This is a genomic window from Leptolyngbya sp. NK1-12 (genome assembly GCF_032598965.1).
Taxonomy (GTDB): Bacteria; Cyanobacteriota; Cyanobacteriia; order Elainellales; family Elainellaceae; genus Elainella.
This window is the reverse complement of the sequence record NZ_CP053587.1, coordinates 34,630-52,115: the sequence shown is the minus strand read 5'-3', so window position 1 is coordinate 52,115 and position 17,486 is coordinate 34,630. Positions and strand designations below refer to the sequence as shown.

The 17,486-nt window shown below is 50.8% G+C and carries 17 protein-coding genes; 1 reads left to right on the top strand and 16 read right to left on the bottom strand.

What is annotated here, in order from left to right:
* Positions 1 to 262: 262 nt before the first annotated feature.
* From HJG54_RS28685 to HJG54_RS28615, 16 genes are all read right to left on the bottom strand, one after another.
* Positions 263 to 559 (bottom strand): hypothetical protein, encoded by a 297-nt coding sequence (locus HJG54_RS28685; RefSeq protein ID WP_316436401.1) that lies wholly within the window; start codon positions 557 to 559, stop codon positions 263 to 265.
* Positions 560 to 587: 28 nt separating this feature from the next.
* Positions 588 to 899, bottom strand: a complete 312-nt coding sequence (locus HJG54_RS28680; protein WP_316436402.1) for a hypothetical protein — start codon at positions 897 to 899, stop codon at positions 588 to 590.
* 61 nt (positions 900 to 960) lie between these two features.
* Positions 961 to 1,389 carry a hypothetical protein gene (locus HJG54_RS28675; RefSeq protein ID WP_316436403.1) on the bottom strand — a complete coding sequence of 143 codons (429 nt, stop codon included), beginning with the start codon at positions 1,387 to 1,389 and terminating at the stop codon, positions 961 to 963.
* Between the two features lie 382 nt (positions 1,390 to 1,771).
* Entirely contained in the window at positions 1,772 to 2,260 is a 489-nt protein-coding gene (locus tag HJG54_RS28670) for a polymorphic toxin-type HINT domain-containing protein (protein ID WP_316436404.1), read from the bottom strand.
* Between the two features lie 194 nt (positions 2,261 to 2,454).
* Positions 2,455 to 2,754, bottom strand: a complete 300-nt coding sequence (locus HJG54_RS28665) for a hypothetical protein (protein ID WP_316436406.1) — start codon at positions 2,752 to 2,754, stop codon at positions 2,455 to 2,457.
* Between the two features lie 214 nt (positions 2,755 to 2,968).
* Positions 2,969 to 3,406, bottom strand: a complete 438-nt coding sequence (locus tag HJG54_RS28660) for a hypothetical protein (protein WP_316436407.1) — start codon at positions 3,404 to 3,406, stop codon at positions 2,969 to 2,971.
* Positions 3,407 to 3,416: 10 nt separating this feature from the next.
* The gene (locus tag HJG54_RS28655) at positions 3,417 to 3,713 is read right to left on the bottom strand and encodes a hypothetical protein (RefSeq protein ID WP_316436408.1); all 297 of its coding nucleotides are present in this window, start codon (positions 3,711 to 3,713) and stop codon (positions 3,417 to 3,419) included.
* 216 nt (positions 3,714 to 3,929) lie between these two features.
* Positions 3,930 to 4,436, bottom strand: a complete 507-nt coding sequence (locus tag HJG54_RS28650) for a hypothetical protein (RefSeq protein ID WP_316436409.1) — start codon at positions 4,434 to 4,436, stop codon at positions 3,930 to 3,932.
* Between the two features lie 4 nt (positions 4,437 to 4,440).
* The gene (locus HJG54_RS28645) at positions 4,441 to 7,368 is read right to left on the bottom strand and encodes a polymorphic toxin-type HINT domain-containing protein (protein ID WP_316436411.1); all 2,928 of its coding nucleotides are present in this window, start codon (positions 7,366 to 7,368) and stop codon (positions 4,441 to 4,443) included.
* Between the two features lie 17 nt (positions 7,369 to 7,385).
* Positions 7,386 to 7,790: a competence protein ComJ gene (gene comJ / locus HJG54_RS28640; protein WP_316436413.1), complete on the bottom strand. Its 405-nt coding sequence runs from the start codon at positions 7,788 to 7,790 to the stop codon at positions 7,386 to 7,388.
* A complete protein-coding gene (gene comJ, locus HJG54_RS35625; RefSeq protein WP_420717423.1) occupies positions 7,721 to 7,909 on the bottom strand; it encodes a competence protein ComJ in 189 nt (62 codons plus the stop codon). The genes comJ (HJG54_RS28640) and comJ (HJG54_RS35625) overlap by 70 nt, the downstream gene beginning before the upstream one ends.
* Positions 7,910 to 7,981: 72 nt before the next feature.
* On the bottom strand, positions 7,982 to 8,302 hold the full coding sequence (locus tag HJG54_RS28635; RefSeq protein ID WP_316436414.1) for a NucA/NucB deoxyribonuclease domain-containing protein: 321 nt from the start codon (positions 8,300 to 8,302) through the stop codon (positions 7,982 to 7,984).
* A 347-nt stretch (positions 8,303 to 8,649) separates the two neighbouring features.
* Entirely contained in the window at positions 8,650 to 9,390 is a 741-nt protein-coding gene (locus tag HJG54_RS28630; protein ID WP_316436415.1) for a hypothetical protein, read from the bottom strand.
* A 145-nt stretch (positions 9,391 to 9,535) separates the two neighbouring features.
* Positions 9,536 to 15,199: a S8 family serine peptidase gene (locus HJG54_RS28625; RefSeq protein ID WP_316436416.1), complete on the bottom strand. Its 5,664-nt coding sequence runs from the start codon at positions 15,197 to 15,199 to the stop codon at positions 9,536 to 9,538.
* A gap of 483 nt (positions 15,200 to 15,682) precedes the next feature.
* Positions 15,683 to 16,309: a chromophore lyase CpcT/CpeT gene (locus HJG54_RS28620; protein ID WP_316436417.1), complete on the bottom strand. Its 627-nt coding sequence runs from the start codon at positions 16,307 to 16,309 to the stop codon at positions 15,683 to 15,685.
* Positions 16,310 to 16,369: 60 nt separating this feature from the next.
* Complete coding sequence (locus HJG54_RS28615; RefSeq protein ID WP_316436419.1) at positions 16,370 to 16,900, bottom strand: phycobiliprotein lyase; 531 nt, start codon at positions 16,898 to 16,900, stop codon at positions 16,370 to 16,372.
* 435 nt (positions 16,901 to 17,335) lie between these two features.
* Here HJG54_RS28615 and HJG54_RS28610 point away from each other — a divergent pair, with 435 nt between their 5' ends.
* A complete protein-coding gene (locus HJG54_RS28610; protein WP_316436421.1) occupies positions 17,336 to 17,482 on the top strand; it encodes a hypothetical protein in 147 nt (48 codons plus the stop codon).
* Positions 17,483 to 17,486 lie beyond the last annotated feature (4 nt).

The following is a 17,486-nucleotide window of genomic DNA, read 5'->3' as shown; positions in this document are numbered from 1 at the left end:
TGAGTCGGGCTTGCAGCAAGCCACGGCTGCTCTCTTCACGATAGCGAATCGCTGCGATAGCCGGGGCTGAGCGCGGGTGATAATTCGGTCTGAGGGCAGAGTGTGAATCGGGAAGACGCGAGAGGATCAAGGGGGGGTGGGGCGGCCATGCGGTCTTTGCTGTGATTTGAGTTCACCCATTCCTGGAGTCAAACAGGGGCGATAGTGATCTCTTCATCGAGCAGGATCAACGCAAAACTATCCTGCTAACACTACAGTTACTTTATTCTTCGAACGAGTTTGCCTGTTTCAAAAGCCGTTTCATATTGTGGATAGCCTCATGAACTAAAGTTCTACTTTCCCAACTCAAGCTCGTTTCTCCGCGATCCCGTGCAACTGCATAAACTTGTTCGAGCGTCCACCATTCACTGCGAAAAGCATCGACCCATACTTTCTGATTGTCTATGTTGTCGAGTATGCGCTGAAGGCGATTAATTAGAGCGTGAATAGATAGTTTTTCTGCTTCAAATTCTTCGATGCACTTTTCTAGAAGCCTGCATCTTGTTTCTAGATTACTCATGGTCAAGCTAAACGGCTTAGAAAGTAAGCTAGTATTCCTCAATTTTACCATCTGTCCTTTCCACGTTATAAACCATCTTGTCTAACCAAACATACGCTTCTTCGTCTGAGTTCTCATCAATTACCTGGTTTGCATCATTGTTCACTAGGTTTAATGGTTGTCCTGGCTCGAGTTGTCGATTCTGAATAATAGAGGAAATCTTCAACCAATCAGCTTGACTTTTAGCATGATTAGCTATGCTATTCCTGGCGTTTTTAATTGCATCCACATAAAATTCATTGTTGAAGAATATGCTGACAAATTTTTGAATCAACTTGTAATTACTTTCACTATGATTCATTGCCTGTAATTGATCATTTTCGTCCTCAGTGATTGTTCTACCAGATCACAACCAAGATGACTCACTTGCCTACTGAAAGATTCAGTATTTTGTAAGCAATATTTCTCCACCACCATATGTATTGATCAGCAGCAATGCTTGCATTATAAGTGACCAAATTTGCTATGTTTAAGCCTGGGCAATATCTAAATTCAACATCTGCCTTTATCGTTAGTGCTCCATCATTCAGAAAAGCGGCATGTTGATAGGGTTCTTTTGCTAAGAGGAGTTCCTCTAGGTGTAAGTATGCCTCTAGCCAATGTACTACATCATCATCTACGAATAAGTAAATTCCCTCGCTAAATTGCTCAATAAGCGCCCCACTGAGTAGTATTTTTTCGTATCCCATATCTAACAATCTATTCTTCACCATGCGGAGATCTAAACTCCGAAGAATTTGAGTTGATCGAGGTGTATAATTAACGTTTAAGTGAGCTGTTTTGAAATTCATCTATCAATCCTCTACAGTGTTGGAGCAAGGTTATGATAGTCAGGGTGTTCAGGTCAATTGGAAATGTATGAAGCCCGTCTGATTTCCGAATGACTATGGCTCTATCAGCAGGATCTATAATGTATCGCTGACTGGGTGGCGTACCCGTAGGTGGATACTCATCATATACCCTTACAATTCCACCTGCTCCTTCCTCGATAGGAATAGAATAACCTACATTCATTTCCATTTTATCAATGTCTAGGGTTGCAACTGCTCTCTCTGCGGCTTTTCGTGAAAACCATCTACCTTGAGGTTGTCTGGTTACTCTTGCTCTTGAGACTACATTCGCTATTGGACGATCTGGTCCATGTGGACCATCAGTTACATCTTCAAGACGTATTTAACTTCTTGGATCGCAGTTAGCATTATGAACTAAAATTCCAAGAGTTGTAACGAAATAGGTATGAAGCTCCTCAACCTTGATGGTATAAACTCTGGTTCTCTCTTGGTTCGCTTGCGTATTCTTGACCTCACAAAGGACTCCAGTGCTTGAGATCAATGCATCGCCTAGTTGCAACTCTCCAGCCTGGACCCCTCCTTGTCCTGGCACCCAAAACGGATGCTCTGGGGTACAGGTAATGGTCTCTTCCCCGACTTGAATATCCAAGACAACCGCAACCTCCCGCACAAAGGTCTGGAGGATTTGACCTGCCTTGACGACTCCCGTTTCTGGATCACAAGCGAGCACCCACTCTGCGACTGGCAGGGTTTCAATCGCTCGGTATCCGGTTGGCGTTAATACTAAGGTTCCGGCTACAAAACAAGTTGCTGCTAAGGCTTCATCAGCGCTCTGACGAGCCAAGAGTGCTTCCGGAGAATCGGGTGCCATCTGTTCCAAGAAGTCTGCCGCCTGATCGGCTTGCTGTGCCGCCTTTTAGGCGTTGGCTCAATCACCGGCCTCGGCAGCGGTTTTGGCAAGATCACTACCTGCTTCAGCTTGAAATCAGAGTGAAGCAATAGTGGTATCTTTGTCTGAAGACTATTTACTGTTCAAGCCGAATCGACTTGGAAGACAATTCACAGTTAATATTCCTCAATTTTGCCATCTGTCCTTTCGACGTTATAAACCATCTTGTCTAGCCAAACATATGCTTCATCGTCTGTATTGTCGTCCAAAATCTTGTTCGCTGCTTCGTGAACCAGCTTAAGTGGCTGATCAGGTAGAAGAGATCGACTTTGAATGGTTGTCATAACTTTAAACCAATTTTGCTGATACATAGTCTCAGTAGAAATCGCTTTTCTAGCCCTTTCAACAGCTATGACATAATGTTCATGATCAAAGAATTCTCGAAGGAAATTCCAAATCAGTTCATAATGGTTCATATTATTATTACCTCCTCAAGGATATGTAGGAAAGGCACTTTCAAGACGAAAACCATCGGGTGCTGCTGAGTCAGCACGAAAGCTAATTGTAATTTTAGTGGTCTCTCCTAGATTGACTGGTTGAATTACGGGATTCCTCCGACTACCAACGTTCGTAAATCCTACACCTGTTGGTGCACCGTAATCATTAGGAACTTGTCGCTCGTCCGTATGCCTACACAAATACGATTGGATTCCCTTCCCTTCTAGCCGCTTGAATAAGTTCTGTCATACTTTGAATGAATTGCTCTAGAAGTACTGTTCGATTTTCGTCTAATTGTCGTTTGAGTAGGTTGATCTCAGCTTCTAGCTGATCTAATTCTCCTAGATCTAGTGTGTCTCCACAGTGAGATCCACTGTACAGTACCTTCTCCAGAAGTAAAGAAGTTCCATCCGGAAATAGGTTTGAGATTGCTTTACTGAAATAGCCGATGTCGCTGGAATTGCCCAGTCTACACTGAGCTGCTATAAAATTAGCACTTGGATAATTAGACGCAAGATTGTAATCCGCAATAAAAGCTTCACCTGTTTCTTCATCGACTTGAAGACTATCTGAATCAATATCAATCTTCAAGTGATTCCTATGAGTGTAAACGACAGCATCTAAACCCATACTCATCTCCTTAAAAAGTGACAGTTTCTTCTGTCGTTAAAACTGTAACACGTCCTTCTAAACCTCCAATATTGCCTTGAGCACGTAGGATTTGGAGGCGTGCATTCTCTGCTGATATCGGAACGTTTCTAGCATCCACGAGGATTTGCTCACCCTGCTGGGCAGCCTTTTGTATAGCATTTTTGAGAGTGTTTGGACCAGCACTGGTTAAAGTTTTAAGTTCTGTAGGAACGCCATTAATTCGGAAGTCAGGAGTTTTACTAGAACCTCTTGGGACGATTTCAACGGCTTTACCTTTCCCAGTCATTCTTCTACCATGCTTCTCTCGACTGGATTGATATCGTTTAGATTACCCATCAGTGTTCCAGGTGATACTTTCTCTTGGACTGCTTCGATTCAGATTTCCAAGCAGATGACGAAAAAGCAGATTGAATTACGTTGGTTACATCAGTTTTCATTTTTGCTCTCGCCTAAAAGAATTCATTGAGCTTCACTGGCGACAGCTTTGGATACAATACATTCTTTATGTGTAGATTAGTTTTTGTCGTAGGTCGCTGATAAAATCATCCATGTCGAACAAGTAGGACCAATCATCTTCTCTATTGCTTAATGATATCTCACCTGCTCCCCGGTGGTAACCAATGATGATTTCTGGAATATTGGCTCCACGTAGAGCAAATCTTAAAGAGTGGCGTTGACGAAACTCAAATAAGGCATCAAACCAGTGATCCTCGGCATCTTGCTCGTTCTCCGAAAATTCCTTCTCTTGTAATCGGTTTAGAGCCTGAGCCAAACTTTCTGATGGTAACGGTGAACTACCGTCAATCGATAAAACTTCACTGCGAATGAAGTCTTGATTTTCTTCAAACCATGCTTTTAGCCCGCTCAGGTCCCACTGGGTTTGAAGCAAGGACACTAGCTGATGGTCTGTCAGTAGCGAAATCGAAATGCACCCCCAAATTTCGGAGTTTGTCTCGTTCTGCTGAATGTTGTGGCTCAATTCAAATTGAAAACGAAGTTTATTATCCATCGATTTACGCTTTTCCGCGAAGAAATCTACCGTATTCTGACCTTGTTATAATTCCTGTATCCCGCAACGTTCTTAAAACTGCTGTAGGAACTTCATTTCCAGGTACAGGATATCCATGGTACCCCCCAATATTGTCTGGTTGAAATTCATACATTTTCCCGTTGTGATAGCCATAGACTTGTCTTCCATTAGGACCCAGGATACCTTCATCTAATACCTGTTGAGCAGTTGTTGGATCAAGATCCATCTCTGTTCCCCAACCACCAGGTTCATGTTTAGGACTAGGGGAATAACGTCTCTCACAGGTATTGTGAACCAAGCAACCCAAATGAGAAACGAAGTAGGTATGCAACTCCTCAACTTCAACGTTGTAGACTTCAAAGTGCCCTTCCTGTTGTTCAATAGCTGTGATTGAAACAATCTGAGCGTCGCTGGTCAACAGTGGCATCCCTACGCTTAACTGTCCTGCGGCTGTCCATCCCTGTCCTGGCACCCAGAAAGGATGCTCTGGGGTACAGGTAATGGTCTCCTCCCCGACTTGAATATCCAAGACAACCGGAACCTCGCGCACAAAGGTTTGCAGAACCCGACATGCTTTCACGACTCCCGTTTCTGGATCACAAGCGAGCACCCACGCTCCGACTGGCAGGGTTTCAATCGCTCGGTATCCGGTTGGCGTCAATACCAAAGTTCCCGCTACAAAACAAGCCGCTTCGAGGGCTTCATCAGCGCTCTGGCGGGCCAAGGTTGCCTCCGGAGAGCCAGGTGCCATCTGTTCTAAGAAGTCCGTCGCCTGGTCGGCTTGCTGTGCCGCCTTTTGGGCGTTGGCTAGATCACCGGCCGCACCCGCCGCTTTTGCTGCATCACTCGCGCCTTGAACCGCTCTGGCAATATCCCCGGCCTTCTGGATTAGCTTCCCCACATCGCTAACGTAGGGCAGAATGCCAATCATGCGCTCCCACGCAGCCAGGTCTTCGCCCGTGATCAAATCCTTGCCAGTCACGGCCTCGACCAGCCCTTTGAGTTCCCCCACCCCCGGCGTCAGATCCAACGCCAAACTCACACCCGGACCCAGCAGATGTGACAGATCTAGGGTGGGAGGAGCTGGCAGCGTCAGATCGACTGCTCCGTCCTCCTGGGTGCTCACTCGGCCACGGGTGGAGCCAGCGTGTTCCTCAACCAGCTCGCCATTGTGCCAGACGCGACGCGACCACGACTCGCTCCAGTCAGCAACGCCAGCCTCAATCAAGCGCGAATGGGTGCTTGACCACTCCTCGGTGCGCGACCAACGGCGACCCTCAGCGTCTACTCCCGATTCGGTGGTGGACGTGCTTAGGGTGGTGCGAATCGTCTGCTTGCCATTGCCGTCGTCATAGTTCTGGTGGGTATAGTCGTAGATCTGTTCTCGGGCAACCGATTGAGAGCGTCCTTGCGCGTCATACTCAGTGCGGCTTTGCCAATCGGTCGAGCGAGAGTGGGACTGGGTGTAGACCAACCCGGTCTCGTATTGCTCGCGCGTATAGTGATGCCAATAGCGGTCCTCCTCGATCTGGTCAATCACCCGCCAGGTCTGGCCGTCATAAATCGTTTTGATCTGCCGTTTGGTTTGCTGGGATTGGCCGCCCGCATGAACTGTTTCGGGTGCGCTGGTGGCATCCTGATTGAAAAAGTGATCACGAAAGCGGGAGGTGATAAGAGTCTCTTCGGTGCCAAATCTCAGCGTATTGATCCAGTCATCCGTGAGGTTGGTATCCTTCTGTTCCTCCCAATCGGTTTCTTTTTCATAGAAATTCGAGATTCCCCACTGTTTGTACTGGCTAGTTTCCTTTGCGGTTTTCTTAGAGTATTCATCGAAATCATACTGCGTGTGATCAAACCCAGGTCGATACTCTCGTTGCGTATGGCGGTAATTCTGACTGGAATCGGTGCTGTGACTGTTAATCGTCAGGTGGCCAATCTGAACCGATCTGGTTTCGTCGGTACTGGTGGAGTAGGAAAACTGCTCACTGGTTCCGGTATCCCCAGTCGGGCTATCATCATGCTGCTCGGTGCCGCGTTCGTCATACGTACTGGTGCCGTGGCTGGTTCGCGTGAGGAGGCCATCGTCATAGCGGTTTTGAGAGTGGGATTGCGATTGGTGATGCCATTGCTGGGTATAGTCAAATTCCCCATGCGCTTGGATTTGCCATTGCCGCTTCACGATTCCAGAGCCAAAATAGTGGCTGGAGGAACTGGATCGGTCATCCTGGTTGGACTCGGATTCGGTGCGGGTATAGTCCAACGTGGATCGGCCTGTGCCATAGTAATCCCCGGTGACGATGTAGGTTTCCTGATAGGCGGCTGGACGTTCCCGCGCGATGGCCTCAACGTGACTGGAGGCCGGAAACAAAGGGCGTGCCACCTGGTTCGAGAGCACTCGCTCGGTGGGAATGGGCCGTACTGATTGCGCCCTCTCGACGGCTGCCGTGCCATTCAAGATCCCGGCTCCGGTTTGGCTATCCCATCCGGGTGTGTGGATATCGATGGCCGTGGCCTTGAGAAGGTCAATGACCTGCGGATAGCTCAAGGCGGGATTGGCAGCCCAGACCTGCGAGACTACTCCCGTGACTTGTGCCGTGGCCACCGAGGTTCCAGCCATAGATGGCATGGCTATTCCAGGCATGAAGGCCGAAGCGTCTGCCAACCGTCCCGGCGCGACCAAATCCACGTTCCAACCCGCTAGCGAGTCGGGTGCATGATTATCTGGCTGACTGGCTCCGACAATCAGGAGATGGTCAAATTCGGTGGCAGCCTGGGCTAAGGCCGACGAGCGGCCTGGAGCATTGCCGGCAGCAGCCACCACAATCACGCCATGCTGTTGGGCAACCTGTCCGAGCGCCAGCAGATTTGGGATTTGGGCCTGAAGCTGGGTGGCTAGTTCGGAATCGAGCAAGCTGCTAGTCAGCCTCCTCAAGCGGGTTCTGCTGCCATCAGCAGTGGGTAGGTGGGTGACAACCGCTCATCGGCTCGTAAGATTTCAGGTTGGACCGATTCCTGAGGAATGAACGTCAAACGGCACCAACTTGGCAGTAAGGCGGCTTTTCTGCCTTGATAGGCTGGATCCTGCCTGTATTCTGCTCTCACGCCAGCTTCAAACACGAGAGCATAGTTCCCTTCAGGAATTGAGACTAGGCTGCTACCTGGTCGATCAATCACACTTTGAACGGCAACAGTGCCAGAGGAACCAACCGAAAAAGGCACTACGATGGCGCGAATTGTATCCTCTTGAATACTGGCGTGATCAGCTAGCCACACCTCAATCTTGACTCGGTACTTTGAGTAAGTGTTCCAAAGGATACACTCCCTGGTCGCCAAGTAAAGCCTTGAGCGGCATGTTGGGGCAGCCAGTCATTGTAAGGATACTCAAGGCTGGGATCAAAAACGGCAACTTGATTGTATAAAGCCCTTAATTGGAATGATGCAAGCAGTTTCATTGTTCAATTCAAAAAGCACATGAACATCTGAGTAGCGTTTAGGCATGATAGCGGTGATCTTCTGAGACCCTTCTAGCTATTGCCAAATAGCTCTTCATAATTTGTGATGATCTCAACTTTATCCCCATCACTATAGGGTTCAAGCAGTCGCCCTATCACTGCACCTGCTCCTCGATTCTGGGACTCATTGATTGGTCTCACATGCGCCCTACCATAATTCTCGACAAACATAGCGGGTGGATATTCATCCAAATCTTGTCCCGGCCGTGGATCAGGATTAGCAGGATTGTCGTAGTATCTGGTTTGAGATTCATTGCGTCGCTGGTCAAGACGTTGTTTGTTGCGGTCAATTGTTAGTATTCTCGGATATCCATAGCTCCATGCATCTACCACATGGTCTGCAACGATCCTTCTGGATGGCCGATCGGTTTCCTGTCTTTGATCCCCAGTTGTCCAGCTTTAGGTAATTCACGTCTCAACTGCCATCCCAAGTTCATCAAGGGAATCATGGGGTGATCGTTCCATTCATGCAATCGCTGGATCGCCTGCTGAGGATTGGCACAAATGATCGTTTCAGGCGTCTGTTGACCGAAAGCCCGGTAAGCTCGATGGATGGCGGCTTCAATCCGTTCAGGATTCGTGGGGCCAGTAGCATACTTGAGCGCAAACCATTGCTTGCGGTAAGTTGGAAGTAACGCGGCTTGCTGAGGGAGAAGAGACGCTATACCCTACATTCTCGCTCAGTCGGTTTGAATCCAGCGAGTTCGACAATTCTCACAATAGGACCCATCAAACGATCGATCCTCAGACGTCAGCTTAGCACCACAGTACGGGCAGTAAGCGAGCTGAAGCGCGGCAGGATGATGCTCTTCCCGCAGCGGAGTATCCACGATCGCCCAGTAGTCCTCTGCGGCGGCGGCGACTGGATCGGCGTCACGGTGGAATTGAACGGCCTGTCCCAACAACGTCTGACACGCAAGCAACCCTTGATTGACTAGCATCTCTGTCAGTCGCGCGAGCCTAGGTGCTAGCGGTTTTACTCCCTGCGATTCGGGGTCCGGGTGCTGCGCAAGCTGCTGCAACTCGTTTCTAGCGACCTGAAGCGTTGTGGCGAGTTGTTGTAAGTTTTTGTGCAACCGATCAAGGCAAGCCGAAGCGTCTCTAACATCCCAATCGATTTCAACCTGGCTGAGGCGTTCACTTTCTGCTAAGAGTGCCTGCTCGTTGAACAGTTGAGCGATGAGCCTAAGCAATTCAGCGTAATGGAACGAGACCACATGTTCAAGGCCAGCACTGATACTGCTCAGCTGATAGCGCAGCGATAGGAAGTCCTCTGGCGTACAGAACCGCCTCCTAGCCAGTTCCTCGACTTCCTGACCAAGATTCATCAACTCGGAACGCAGTGCCTTAATCTGAAAACGCAGGTCATTGAAGGCTTTGGTGTTTGGTAAACCGGGTAGTATCGAAGAACATTGGCTCATAGGGTTTGTTGAGATGCTTGTAGCCAAGTCATTGGGTTGGAATAGGGTGCAGGGGCAGAACCTCTAACTGAGGATACAAATCCCCGCACCTCTGCTTGTCTAATATTCTCAGCAAGCTGGCAGCAGCTATGCTTTCCATTCTAAATTATCGCGGTGGCGGAAGGAAAGGAGGAGTAGGTTCTCCCCTGCGTTTAGCTACTTCAGCTAGTGCTCTCTCTATTTCTTCAATTTGTTCATCTGTAAATTTCTTACGTAATTCCCGCAACACTTGTTTTCGAGTAGCACCTTTGATTGCAGTTTGAATATTTTTGAGAAATGCCTTGATTTCTCTCCACCAATGATTTTCAGGATCTTCACTTGGATCTGGAGGTTCTCCTGAAGGAATGCCACCAACGGACGAAACTCGTAAATAACGAGCTAAGTGCTGAGCAAGTTTGGTTGTTTCTCCAAACAGTTTTCCTGTATTGATGGGGAAGAAGTTTTGCTGAACAACATCTTCTACCAGCCCACGGAATCCTTCAAGTGCTTGACTAGCCGAACCGCTAATTTGACTGATAAGCTGAATTATTCTATCGCCAATATCAGCGACCGTATCTGTCGTAGTGTCAACGATGATTTTGAAGGCTTCCTCAGCTTCATTGTTGTTAGTGCCAATTAAAGAAATGGTTATCCCTACAGCAGAGACAACAATCAGCACATCTAAAACAACGATGGGTATTGCTATTGCGGCAGCATGTAAGGATTCATCTTGCAAAGAAGGAAGAGAATAAACTTTCTCACTATCTTTGCTAGTTAGATCGGCAATGAAATTTTGCAGGTGGGTAGCAGCAATCTTAATATCTGTTTCATTCTCAGCCTCCCAAATCTTAAGGAGGAAATTACTTGGATCAGCAACTACCACGTCTGTGGAGTGTAAGGTTAGATACAACGCTCCGAGATCAACATTACTTTTTATGAAAGCCGCATCATTCAACTTTCCATTGAGAGCACTAAATTGGTTGAGGGCCATTAGGAGCTTTTGTTCATACTCCATCATTTGAATAGAATTGCCTGCGCCTTTCAAAAACTTTCCAAGCTCTATGGCTCCCTTCTGCAATCCAGCTCCATCTTGAGAAGTCCATAGTGTATCCAGGAAGAAGTTGAGCGGTGGTTCGCTCGCGGTTGCCATTGGATTGAGTGCCGCATACGCTCTTGCCAGTTCCACCAATGCCTTAACCCATGCCGGGTCATCGAGCGACTCCGCGAGTTCCGGTTGGCTGCGAGCGGCTGCAATCAGTTTGGCTGGAAACAACAGCGCTGGCAGCGAGGACTGCTGAGTTCCCGCTTTGACAAACCACTTGAAGTCAATCCCAAACAGCTTGGCATCCCAACTCGACTGGACTGCCAACGCTTCGGAGAACAATCCTCCCACCCATGGGTCCAGCAATCCATGACACTGCCACTGTTGAGCAACCTGTCCGAGCGCCAGCAGATCTGGGATTTGGGCCTGAAGCTGGGCGGCTAGTTCGGAATCGAGCAAGCTGCTCGCGTGATCCAGAATCGCCGCCAACTTCTCCGGATACGAGTGGTGGCTGAGGTCGGTGCCATCCGATTCCCCCGTTTGTTCTAAAAGCTGAAGCAGCTCAGCCGCGAGTTCGTCACTGTACTTCAACTCCTGTGCACCCACCGCATCGGGCGTCGCTGTAATCAGTCCGACCCCAGACTGGGTCTGGCGGCCTTGTCGCGTGTAGCTGAGTTGCTCACTCCAGCGATCGGCCTCAACATCCGAGAGCCAGCCGAGTTTGGTCCAGGACCACATGACGCTTTCAGGGTCGAGATCGGTGCCGAACTGGGACTGAGCGCGGCTAATCTGCAACGACCAGGAATCGGCATCGACAGCATCGGTTTTGCGATAGGCATAGCTCAAACTAGCGGTGGTTTTGCGAAACTGTTCCGTTCCATCGCTAACGTGGTTGTGTTCCGATTCAGTCGTTGAGTGAAAGCGCTGGTGTTTCTGAAGGGTTCCCCGCCCATCGAGGGTTTCACGCTCTGCCCGCTCTCGGGTTTTAGTTTGAATCTCGGTCGAATCAAACTGCATTCCGTTGACTTGCGTCACCTGGCTGCGCGTACGACTTTCTTGCCGATATTCGCTGCTGCCGCTGCCGGTTTGCTCTCCGATATAGGTGGTTTGCGTTTGCCCAGCAGTAGAGCGCAGGCCCCAAAATGCTTCTGTTTCCTTAATTTGCTCCGCATCACTGAGTTTGCTCAAGATAGTCTCAGATTCCTCGATCGCCTCGCTGGTACCGATGGTGATTTCCGTGTCGGTGTTGATTGTGGTTTGCACGTGGGTCCGCAGCTGATTCGCCAGCTTTGTGGTTTGATTCGTGGTCCACCGGCCAAACTCCTCAATCACCCGCTCTTCGGTTTCTTGCTGTTGCGCCTGATCCTGGCGACGAGTTTCTGTGCGGCTGGAATCCCGGTAGTGGCTTTGCTCGGTGGTGTAATCGCTGGATGATTCCCGCTGCATGCGCTCGGTGCGATTGACGAGTTCCTGGCCGTCGCGATTGCGATAGTACTGATGAGACGTGTACCCTTGAGTCCGTTGGCTATGACGGCTGAGGCCAGTCAGGGTATCGCGGCTGTAGGAAATTTCTGCTTCGGTGCCCTTTTCCCAACTGCCATCCTCATAATGTCGTTCTCCAGCCGATTTGTACCATTCAAATTGGGATTGGGATTCGCCTTTGGAAAAATGAGAACGGCGGTAAGTGTCCGTACCATCAACTGTTTGTGTCGAGGTGAAGGAGTCATGGAAGCGCCGTGCCTGTTGGCGATAGAAATCAGGACTCCAGCTTCCGTTTCCCTGATTTTGAATCAACTCCCGGTCGGTGTCAGTCGGGGTGGTTTTGGTGCGGTTCGAGGAGAAGAAGAAGCGCACGGATCCGGCGACTGGAGTGCCGGTTGTGGTGCGAATCTCTGTGACTGTGTTGGTTTCAGTCCCGCCGTCTGGACTGCCGCCGGATCCATCCTGTCCAGTTGGGCTACTAGGGCTACCAGGATTACCACTCGAACCGCTACCAGCGTTGCCTCCCGCACCCCCGCCAGAACTCCCACCACCACTAGGGCCATCGACTGGAGCGGGGACATTGCTGGGAGGAATGACGACGGGTACCCCAGTGCCCACGGTGTACCAGGTACTCTGTCCATTGGGTTGGATACTCAAATAACCATTCGTGTAATAATGCGTTGTCGTTCCATTGCTCACCACTGTTTTGTCAAAGGCTCCTGCGGTTTCAGGAACGTTGCCTTGGCCGGGTTGGGGGGCATTGGGCAAATTGGGTGTGGATGTAGAAGCCGGTGGCGTTATATCTTGCCATTGAGCGGTCGCAGGATCATACCAAGCGGCTTTGCGCTCATCGTACCAGATGGAGACTTCGTGACGATGCCCTTGGTCATCCTTGAAATAGAAAGACAACCGTTTCGAGATGAAATCGAACGAGACGCCATCCCAAGTGCCAATATTCGTCGGCAAATTCACTTGTTCGGGGTGTGAAGTTGGATCATCGGTATAGACAATCCGAAACCTTGGGTTATCTGACAAATCATCGGGTGTATCATCCACAAAAATCACTTCAACCGGCTGGATCACCAAGCGTTCTTCATCGTAGTAGAAGCTTTCGACATGTAAAACCACCAGTTTGCCATCGGGCATGTAGTGGAAGTAGGTGCCGCGATGGCCGCGTTCTGAATACATCAATTGTCCCGCAGCATTGTAGGCATCTTGCCCAACTGGCTGACCGAAACGGTCGTAGAAGATATCGGCATACGAACCATTCTCATAAGTTACACGAGACCTAAAGCCGTTTTCACCATCGGTGGCCCGTTCACTCGCAGTTACATAGCCTGCGCCACTCCAAGTTAAGGGAGCGATCCGCGCCAGCGGAGTGTAAGGTTCTGGCTCGACGAGTTTGGCCAAGCTGACCGCCCCAATCATGTTTAATAATCCGGCCCCAGTTTCAGCATCCCAACCGAATTCACCGATATCGATTGCCGTTCGTTTGAGAATCTCGATGACTTGACGATAATTGAGGTCAGGATTCGCCGCCCAGACGTGAGAAATTGCTCCTGTCACCTGGGCTGCCGCAATCGAGCTACCGGCCATCGTACCCATGCTAACGCCAACCGTAGAAACAATGGGCTGTGATGCTGTTCCGCCCGGTGCGACAATATCCAGCCCAGCGCCATAGCTGGAATACAACGCACGTTTCATTTGATGGGCGCTCCCCACGGTGATGATGTTATCGAACTCTTGCGAGGCTTGTCCCAACGCCGACATCACCCCACCATCGTTGCCTGCTGCTGCCACGATGATCACACCATGCTGACGTGCATATTCGATTGCCACTCGTTCTTGCGGTGTTAACTCATAGCGTGTGGTGACCGACCCATCCGGGTTAATTTGCGTCAAATCAAAACTGAGATTGACCACGGCATTCGGTTGACCTGAGGCTTTGGCCGCTTCGACAAACTCGATGAGGGCTTCGGCCCACCGCCCCGATCCCACCGCTCGACTGATCCAAATCGGAGCCGCATCATTGATGCCATCGATGCCCAAGCCATTGTTTCGCGTTGCCGCAATCATGCCCAAGATAGGCGTGCCATGCTCATGGCCGTCACCCGGTTGCAGCAAAGGATTCCCATCGCCATCGAGATAATCTGGACCCAGCGTGATCCGGTGATAATTCAAATCCGGATGAGCCGCGGCAAAGCCGGTATCAATGATGCCAATCAAGGGCTGCTGCGGGTCAAGTCGGGTGTTGGCTGTTACATACTCAAGCAACTGTTGGCCCAGTGGCGTAGTGCGCCAATCCCGGCGGGGCGCAATCAATGCATCAATGGGCGTGGCTCGACCAATCGCACCTTGAATGTGAATGATGACATCGTTATAGTCACGGTCGCTGCGGCGATCGGTCCGCAGGTCTTCAAAGGCCAAGAAATGCCCCGCGCCAGTGACATTGCCAATCTGTCCAACCTGAACGGCGTGATTGGGATTGGCGGTTGCCAGCGAAAATAAGGGACGTTTCGCGCCGGATCGCTTCGGTCGCTCGAACACCTCTTGGACCGTGCCATGCGGGACGAGCATGAAGCCAAAGCGTGTTCCCGGCTGCATCCTCACGGTTTTCACGCCCTTATATATACCCGCATTCACGTCCTTGTCGTCGGGAAAGGCCCCGCTCAAGCGAGCCGCGTCGGTGGCATCTTGAATCACAACCGCGCCGAGGTGCGAATCGCTGAGGGCACGACGGGCCGCCTCCCGCATGAAGGCCCGCGAACCCGGTTGGAAGGTCTCTAATCCTTCGAGCGAGAATAGGGCTAGCTCGCCCTCATAGGCTCCGCCGTCATAGAGATAATCAAGGCTGACAAGTCCTGAGGGGCCGACGGTAAATACCCCACTGCTAACGGTCTCGCTCATCCAAGCGCTGGTTGTTGCGGTGAAGTCGCCCATTGCAGAATGGTCAGCTTGAACCAACGCGGTGTTATCAGGTGTGCCCGTTAAGGCATCGAACGATTGATGATGGCTAGCTCTCGCTGGATTAGCTTGAACTAGGCTGGGGTTGACTCGGTGAGTAGTTGTCCGTGGAACAACGGTGGAATGATCAGCGTGATAAGCGTAAATAGAGGGCGATTCAATCGCTGCTGTAACGATTGGCAGTGAAGTGGGCGGCTCACGGTTTGGCATCAGCGGATCGAGCGGTGAACCTGGAATCAACCCCTGACTGTCGAGGATCGCAGCTTGAAAGGAGGTAGAAGCACTCTGCAACTCGTTGCTCATCGTTCTATTTAGTCAAGAAAACGAAGTAATTGAGGTCAGCAGAAATCAGGCACTGCTGCGTTGAGTTAGCAACAATGGCTCGAAAAATTCTGTGGTTGTGAAAGACTGTTGCAAGTCGGGTCAATCACCCATTGGCCTCAGTTTAAACCCGTTCCAATGAGCGGCCTTGATCAGAACTACGGAATTTCAAGATGGATGTTTGATGAAGCCGTGGCTGGGTTTGTGAAGCTTCGTTAAAGCATGAAGCAACCAATCTAGAGAGTTAAGCTGACTGAACTGGCTCACGGAATTGAACCTGATTGGTTGACCGTTGAGCTGAGGCCGGAGCGAGGAAGCGCCAGTGCCAGTGCCGCAGTGCCGCATCACGAACGCATGGCGTCTGAGTTAGCGCAGGGTAGGTGTGAACCAGTTATTGCTGGTGCCACATGATGAGAGGTAAGCAGAAGCTGGCCGATGGCTGTACTGAAGCGCTCCCTGAGCCGATCACGGCAATTGCGGTAATTCCTCAGCGAACGAGGCTTGCTTGTCAAACACGAGTGGGCCAAACTCAGATCCCCACACCGGCTGATGCGTAGTGGGGTCAAAGCCGCGGTCTAAACTAATCCAGGTGGTTTCGGTGAGTTCGACCTGGCTGACCAGATAGGTGGGACAGCCCTGTTTGGTAATCAAACAGCGATTGCCGGGTTCAACCGCACCGTGGAACGCATCACCTTGCCGCCGAAACACCATCGAACAATGATCGCGGCGCGTGATCTGGTCGGGGCGAATCGAGTGCAGAATACTGAGTTCACGCGCCGCTCCAGCATAGCGCAGGGCATCGGTGAGGGCATAATTTTCGATATAAATCGCATCGCCCTGGTCGATCAAGCGATGCACACCCTGACGATAGGGCCGCCACCAATCATAGTCATACACCTGCTCGGAATAGAGGCCAATCCCACCAAAAAACTCGAACGGCAAGGGCCGGAAAAAGATATGAATATGAGCAAACTGCTGCGGCTGGGCTTGGGCCTGCTGGAAATTGCTAAAATGACTCGCCATCCACTGGGCCAAGGTCAGCAGATCGAACGACGGGGTGAAGGGGGATGAGGCAGCCGAAGAGAAGGACATGAGAATCAACGTGAATCGAACAATGAACGGAACAACGAACAAGACTCGCCAGCTTGCCGTCTAGGTCGAGGATGACTGACGAATCTCCGAGGAAAATGAGGCGGTGACCACCCCTGTGCCAGCACTGGTTTTGATCAGGGAGACGCGGCAGCGCACATTCGGATTGACGAACCAAATTTTTTCTTCGGCGGCAGCCCGGTCATAGGCTGTAGTGAGGACAAACGTGCCATCCTCACTCAGATAGTACTCGCCGATGGCCGCAATGGCTTCGGCGTACCCCTGGTCGCGCAATAGCTTGCCGTGATTTGTCTGGGTGGGGTCAGGAATCGGCACCAAGACACAACTGCCCTGCACCTCGTTTTCATCCCAATCGGATTGTCCCTGCCAACTCATGCGAAAGGGCGACACGGCCAGGGCCGGATCAATCGCATACTGCTGGCATAAGCCGATTACCGCTGGATCCTCGGGGGCCAGGGCAACAATCTCAATCTCCGACTGAATGGCTTCAAAATGGCCAAATGCCAAATGATGGGCACTGCGCTGCGACCGCCAGCGGCCAACTGAATTCGCGACAAACGCTGTAATATCCATCCCCTCATTCACACCTGAATTCGCAACTGTATACAACTACCTATACCCCTCAACCCGATGCACCGGCGCAAGGGGCCTGGGCGAGATTGACTGCCGGCCTCGAGGCGCGGCTGCCCCAACCAGTCCCAGCATCCAAATTGTAAATCCCGCTGGCCCCCCCTGCACCCAGCCCGCCTCAATTCAGGCGGCTAAAAGTACCCCCTGCGGGAGGGGGCAGACTGAATCGGCCTTTCTATAGTGAAGGTAGGCTTGATTCCTGGCTGTCGCGTCCTCTAAACAAAACGTAATAATCTTGACAGAATTTGCGGCCAAGAGGCGCAGAATAAAGGGAAGCCACGGACGGCATGGATTGAGTTGAAGGTCTAGGAGGACAGAATGGCGGAGATTCCGACGGGTGGGCAAATGCTGTGGAAGCGCGAGGGCGAGGAGCGTGTGTTGCACTTACGCCACAACGACTCGGAGCCGTGGCGGCCCTACGAAGACTTTCCGCAGTATGCGCTGCCGGATCCCGACGGGTTTTCCAAAGGGATTGCGACGTTTCTGGCGCTGTTGAAAAAGGATTGGATCGCGGTGCAATCCTAGTTAC

Coding starts and splice junctions, on each gene's coding strand:
- HJG54_RS28680 (WP_316436402.1), bottom strand. CDS start 899: ATGAATCATAGTGAAAGTAATTACAAGTTGATTCAAAAATTTGTCAGC.
- HJG54_RS28615 (WP_316436419.1), bottom strand. CDS start 16,900: ATGGATATTACAGCGTTTGTCGCGAATTCAGTTGGCCGCTGGCGGTCG.
- HJG54_RS28675 (WP_316436403.1), bottom strand. CDS start 1,389: ATGAATTTCAAAACAGCTCACTTAAACGTTAATTATACACCTCGATCA.
- HJG54_RS28655 (WP_316436408.1), bottom strand. CDS start 3,713: ATGACTGGGAAAGGTAAAGCCGTTGAAATCGTCCCAAGAGGTTCTAGT.
- HJG54_RS28660 (WP_316436407.1), bottom strand. CDS start 3,406: ATGGGTTTAGATGCTGTCGTTTACACTCATAGGAATCACTTGAAGATT.
- HJG54_RS28670 (WP_316436404.1), bottom strand. CDS start 2,260: ATGGCACCCGATTCTCCGGAAGCACTCTTGGCTCGTCAGAGCGCTGAT.
- comJ (WP_420717423.1), bottom strand. CDS start 7,909: ATGAAACTGCTTGCATCATTCCAATTAAGGGCTTTATACAATCAAGTT.
- HJG54_RS28665 (WP_316436406.1), bottom strand. CDS start 2,754: ATGAACCATTATGAACTGATTTGGAATTTCCTTCGAGAATTCTTTGAT.
- HJG54_RS28650 (WP_316436409.1), bottom strand. CDS start 4,436: ATGGATAATAAACTTCGTTTTCAATTTGAATTGAGCCACAACATTCAG.
- HJG54_RS28625 (WP_316436416.1), bottom strand. CDS start 15,199: ATGAGCAACGAGTTGCAGAGTGCTTCTACCTCCTTTCAAGCTGCGATC.
- HJG54_RS28685 (WP_316436401.1), bottom strand. CDS start 559: ATGAGTAATCTAGAAACAAGATGCAGGCTTCTAGAAAAGTGCATCGAA.
- HJG54_RS28620 (WP_316436417.1), bottom strand. CDS start 16,309: ATGTCCTTCTCTTCGGCTGCCTCATCCCCCTTCACCCCGTCGTTCGAT.
- HJG54_RS28630 (WP_316436415.1), bottom strand. CDS start 9,390: ATGAGCCAATGTTCTTCGATACTACCCGGTTTACCAAACACCAAAGCC.